Source organism: Rhodococcus marinonascens NBRC 14363 (assembly GCF_001894885.1).
GTDB classification, from domain to species: domain Bacteria; phylum Actinomycetota; class Actinomycetes; order Mycobacteriales; family Mycobacteriaceae; genus Rhodococcus_F; species Rhodococcus_F marinonascens.
In genome coordinates, this window is record NZ_BCXB01000077.1 from 1 (window position 1) to 5310 (window position 5310).

Annotated in this window: 3 protein-coding genes and 1 pseudogene; 1 reads left to right on the forward strand and 3 read right to left on the reverse strand. The window is 68.3% G+C overall.

Features of this window, described 5'->3' with window-relative positions; all coding sequences use genetic code 11:
- On the forward strand, nucleotides 1–154 hold a 154-nt coding region (locus RM2_RS26025; protein ID WP_218017270.1), incomplete at its 5' end, for a hypothetical protein.
- 278 nt (nucleotides 155–432) lie between these two features.
- Here the strand turns inward: RM2_RS26025 and RM2_RS22500 are convergent.
- The 3 genes and pseudogenes from RM2_RS22500 to RM2_RS26030 all read right to left on the reverse strand — a co-directional run.
- On the reverse strand, nucleotides 433–1524 hold the full coding sequence (locus tag RM2_RS22500; protein ID WP_072691697.1) for a hypothetical protein: 1092 nt from the start codon (nucleotides 1522–1524) through the stop codon (nucleotides 433–435).
- 46 nt (nucleotides 1525–1570) lie between these two features.
- Entirely contained in the window at nucleotides 1571–5074 is a 3504-nt protein-coding gene (mobF, locus tag RM2_RS22505; protein WP_084721964.1) for a MobF family relaxase, read from the reverse strand.
- A gap of 46 nt (nucleotides 5075–5120) precedes the next feature.
- Nucleotides 5121–5282: pseudogene (locus RM2_RS26030) on the reverse strand (hypothetical protein); the annotation flags it as partial.
- Nucleotides 5283–5310 lie beyond the last annotated feature (28 nt).

The window sequence follows — 5310 nt, forward strand, 5'->3', positions numbered from 1 at the left end:
GGCGGTCACGCCGGACGGGTCCCGCGTCTACGTCGCCGATAGTGGCGACAACACGGTGTCGGTGATCGCCATCGGCAAGTGTCTCGGATCGCTGTGCCTCGACTTCGGCTCGTTGACCGGCAGCGGCTCGGGGGCAGGCAGCGCCTTCAGCTGACACCGGCACCGTTTAGCCGGATGACACCGCCACCTCGACAGTGAGGGTGGCGGTGTCATCCGGTGTGTGGACGGGGGACCCGGCGGTCGGGTGAACCGGCGGGCCGACCGTGTCGTGGGCCCGTTCTACACTGCCGGTTGCGACGAGTACGAGGTCGCCGCACACTGCCTCGGTCGACAGGGGAATGTTTCCCTGTCGGCCCTGATCCGGGAAGTTTTCTCGGATCGGCGGGGTGCGGCGACCTCTTTTGCGGTTTCTGCCGGTCTCGCGGCGACGATCTAGAGTGCGTGCGCGGTGTCGCGGTCGGACTGTCGGTGGAGTTCAGTGTCCTGCTCGAACGCGATGTCGTTGGCCTCATCGGGGCGTTGTGCGACGTTGAGGAGTTCTTTGATGCTGCGGGGGTGGCTGGACATGGCGGCCTTCATCGCGGGGGCGATACTGGCGGCCAGGGTGGTGATTTCCTCGCTGACTTGGGTGAGGTTGACCGGTGCGAGGTTGGCGGCGACATTGTCGTCGCCGGCTACCGGTCCGGCTGCTTGGGCGAGTCCGCGGCCGATCGCGTCGAGTGTGCTCTTGGCCTTGTCGACGGCGGAGGGTCCACCTGGTGCGGGCGCGGCGGCGGGTTCGGCCGGCGGGGCGGGGAGGGGTCCGAGTTGGGTTTCGGAGTGCTCGGCGAGTTGGTCGTAGGCGGGTAGTCCTTTCGCGGCGACGTATCCCATTGCCACGGCGGCGGCGGCGTCGAAGACTCGGCGGTCGGTGGCGGATTCTCGATCTCGACGTTCCTCGGCGGATGCGGCGATCTGGTCTTTCGGGGTCTGCTTGGCCGCGTGCGTGTTGGCCTCGGTGCGGCGTTCGTGCTCGCGCAGAGCGTGGAGGCGGGCGTCGTTGTCCTGGACCAGTTGGTTGAGTCGTTGCGCGCTGGCGGAGTGTTCGCCTTCGAAGTACCGGGCTGCGGCGGCGGCGGCGAGGACCTGGATTCGGGTCTGCTCGATCGGTGCCCCGGTGAACGCGCCGAGCACCTCTCGGATCGGTTTCGGGGCGCGGATGTCCTCTCCGGTGCTGTGCCGGCGGTCGACGTCGGTGAGCCACGCGGTGATGTCGTGTACCTGCTGAGTGGGTGGCGGGGCGGGCCGGCGCGGGCTTCGCTGCGGCGGCGTCCCGGCGGCCTGGGCGGTGAGCGGGTCGATCCGAACGCCGTCGTCTACGGCTGCTTCCCGGGTCGGGGCCGGGGCGGATTCCTTGACGAGGTTCGTCCAGGATGCGTCCTCGTCGACCTCCGTGGGCAGCATTGGGGCTTGCTGGTACTCGGCGTAGGTGAACTGCTCGTCTTCTTCGCTCGTGGGGACCGGGGTATCGGCGGTGTCGGCCATGTTTCCTCGTTTTCTCCTCGCTGGGGTGGGCGAGGTGGGTTGGTGTTTACAGTTCCGGGCCTCGGTCGTGTTCCTGATGGTGGGTAGGTGTGTCGGGTGCGTGCTCGTGGTCGGTGTCCGGTGTGGCCCGCCGGCGTCCGGCGGGTGTGCTGGTGGCGGGGCGGGTGCGTTGTTCGGTTCCGATGAGGGTGAGCCGTTTACGGTCCGCGGTGATGGTTTTCTCGATGCGGGCGATCCGGGTGTTCAGTTGCCCGATCACTCGTTGGTCGGTGTGGGCGGCGCGGTCGCGGCGTCCCTGGTGGGCACGGCCCCCGGTGGCGGCGATCTCGATCGCACCCCAGCTTCGTTCGTCCGGCGCCGCGGCTTCGGCGGCCACCCGTGCGGCCCGGGCCTGGTTGATCTGGTCGTCGGTGGCGTTCGGATCGCGGCGGATCCGCTCGTGCGCGGTCCGGGCCTGCCGGACCGTGTGGATCTTCTGTGCGTCGGCTTCGGCGGCGGCCACACCGGCGTCGACGGCCCCGACAGCGGAGTTTTTGGTGGCGGAGGCGAGTTCACCGGTGGCCAGGCCGAGCATCAGCCGGGTGCCGGAGATCCGCCGGCGCGCGGATGCGGCCGCGGTGCGCAGTTCGTCGGCGGTGTACGACGAGTACACCGACGATGCGGGGCGTCGGTGGTGGATTTGTTCGATCTTCTTGGTGACCGCGTCGGTGCGAACCTCACTCAACTGTGCGCACGGATCTGTCACCTCGTCGGTGCAGTTGGCGAGGATGCGGGAGACCGCGACCTCGGTGGCCGCGGACTCGAACAGGGCCTGTTTGCGGGGATCGGTGCCGGGGTCACCGAGGGCCACCATCCACGGTGCCCGGTTTTCGGTCGCCCGTGAGATGTAGGTGTCGACGTGGGCGTGCATCTGCTCGGCGTGCCGGTGGGCGTACGCGGCCAGGATCGGGTCCTGTCCGGCGGCGGCGGCGTCGGAGAGGGCGGGCACGCGGTACCGGGCGAGGGTGTCGGTGCGCCGGCGCGGCAACCGTTCGGTGGCCTCGTCGAGGGCGTCGGCCATGACCACGGCGGGGGTGTTTTTCTGGTCGTCGAGTTCGCCGGCCTTCCCCGCGGTGCGCATCACAGTGGCGGCGTCGGTGAGCAGGGTGCGGGTGTCCCAGCCGAAGGTTTCCGCCTTGGCGACGGTCTCGACGATCTTGTCCCAGCCCCTGAACGAGTGCACCCAGGTGAACTGTCGGTCGGTGAGGATTTCACCCAATAGGGCCGCGGTGTGTTCCTCGTACAACGCGCTGACCGCGGCGAAGTAGCCGGACCGGAGCGCCTCGAACGAGTCGGCGTGGGCTTGGGCGTCTTCGATCATCTGGTGCGCGGTGCGCTGCGATCCGTCGCGGGCGAGGATGCCCGCCAGCACCCCGAGGGCGCCCGGATGCTCGACGGGGCGGTGTTCGAAATCCCAGTCCGGCAACTCGTCCTGGGCGGCGTAGGCGATGTTGGTGTTCTTACCCCTCGTCATCGCCACGTAGAAGCCTTGCCGGTCCATCGACGCATCGGTCAGCACGTGGCAGGAGCCGACGGTCATGCCCTGGGAGCGGTGCACGGTGGCCGCGTACCCGAGTTGGACGTTGTCGGTGACATAGTCGGCGGCGACGACGACCCGGCCGCCGCTGGTGCGGTTCTGAAGCCGCAACGACCCGTCGACCCCGACCTCGGTCACCGTCCACAGGTCACCGTTTTTCACCCGCCCGGTGCGGGTTCCGGTGGCGTCCTTGGCCACGTATTTGCTGTTGTTCTTGCGGGTGACGACGATGTCCCCGGTCGCGGCTTCGAGGCCGTCGGCGAGCACGACACCGGGTCCGGTGACGGTGCCGTTGGCGCGGTAGTAGTCGGCGGCCTTGGTGTTGAGTTCGCTGACCAAATCGTTGGTGGGGGCCACCATCAGGGCCACATTGTCGGCCTCGATGTCGGCGACGTACGCGCCGAACACCGTGTCGGCCAGTTCGTGTTTCATCCCCGCCCGGATCCGGTCGTTCTGCTGATACCAGTCGAGGGCTTTCTCGTCGCCGGTGCGGAGCAGCAGGCTTGCGGCGGCTTCCCCCTGGGTTCGGAAGCGGTGCACCTCACCCAGGAACGGTGCGTCGGTGCGTTCGGCCAAATCACGGAGAATGCCGCCGGATTCGACGGACGCCAACTGCTGATGATCACCCAACAGGCGCACCACCGCACCGGCCTGGGTAGCGATCCGGGTCAGGTCCGCGAGGTTACGGGCCGACGCCATCCCGGCCTCGTCGACCAACAACAAATCACCCTCGTTGATGCCGGTGGGTAGACCGTGCCGGTCCCGGGTGAGCACGTCCGCGATGGTGCGACCCGGCGCCCCGATCTCCGCACCGAGGACCTCCGCGGCCCGCGCCGACGGGCCCAGGGCGATCACTTTTCCGTTCGTCAGCTCCCAGGACCGGGCGATCACCGTGGCGGCGGTGGTCTTCCCCGCCCCGGCCGCGCCGACGGCCACAGCCACCGTTTTCTGCGCGGTGAGGAAGTGTTCGATCATCGCAATCTGGTCGGTTCCCAGGGTGTGCCCGGCCGCCTTCTCCGCCTTGCGGATCTGCCGGCGAATGATCCGGTCCGACACGGTCCTCTCGGAGGATGTTTCCGCCCTTCCCCGCATGTAGGACTCGGCGGCGAGCACCGTTTCGGAGGTGTAGCGCATGGTGGTGCGGTCCACCGCATGGGTGCGGACCAGGCCGCCCTCGATGGGTTCGGACAGCTTCGCCGGCGCCCGATACACCACGGTGAAGGTGGGAACACACTCGGTGTCCACGAGTGTGTCCACCGCGGCCGCGGTGTAGGCGGCCGCGTCGGTGTCACCGGTGAAACTGTATGCCCGCACCTGGCGTTGGACCTCGGCGTGCAGGCTGTAGATCGTCCACGTCCCGACCTTGCGGGACAGGTCGTCCTCCACGGTGCGAACCAGTTCCGCCACATCCTCCGGGGTGAACGGGGGCCGATTATCGTGGCCGGTGCGCGCCAACTCCACCAGCTCCCCTGGTGCCGTGCCGACCAGGATGGCCTGGGCCCGTTGGTCCCATTCGGCCCGCAGCTGCGCCATCGAGCGGGGCGGGTTCTTCGCGTTCCGGGTGTCCAACGTGGCCTGCTGCGCCTGCGCGTACTGCACCCTCTTCGGCGGATTCTTCCCGTGCCAGTCCGCGTAGTCGCGGGCCAGTTCCTCCTGCCGGTCCACGATTGCCTGACGGCGGGAGAACTCCTCGATCAACGCCAGTGGGATGCCCTCGACCTCGTACACCGGTTGCTTCCCGGCCGGGGTATCCGCCCTGGGTGCGAAGCTCACACCCAGGCCCCGGGCCACCAGATCCGCGACCCGAGTGTTGTAGCGTTCCGACGCCGAGACGGCGGCCCGGTAGAACATCCGCCCGTCGATGGTGGTCCATTTTCCCTCCGCGTGCACCCGGTTCAGCACCGCACAGTGGGTGTGCAGATTCGGATCCGCCACCCGGTTGTCCCAGTGATCGAACCGGGAATCCGAAGGCATCCCGTACCTGGGCCCGGTGATACTCGATCGTGCGGCCGGTCCAGCGGTAGAAGTCCAGCAGCGCCGGATCGATCTTCACCTGCTCAGCCATGTACGCCACCGCAGCGGCCGGTAACTCCTCAGGCCCGATAGGGAACCGGGCCTCGAGCTCGAAGAATTTCAGCAGCAGGCTGAACCCGAGGCGAGTCGCGCCCGACTTGTTCCCCACCAACCGCAGTCCTCACCGACCAGCGTCC

What these genes read in the sequence shown, in the direction of transcription:
- mobF (WP_084721964.1), bottom strand. Translation starts at nt 5,074, where the DNA reads ATGCCTTCGGATTCCCGGTTCGATCACTGGGACAACCGGGTGGCGGAT.
- RM2_RS22500 (WP_072691697.1), bottom strand. Translation starts at nt 1,524, where the DNA reads ATGGCCGACACCGCCGATACCCCGGTCCCCACGAGCGAAGAAGACGAG.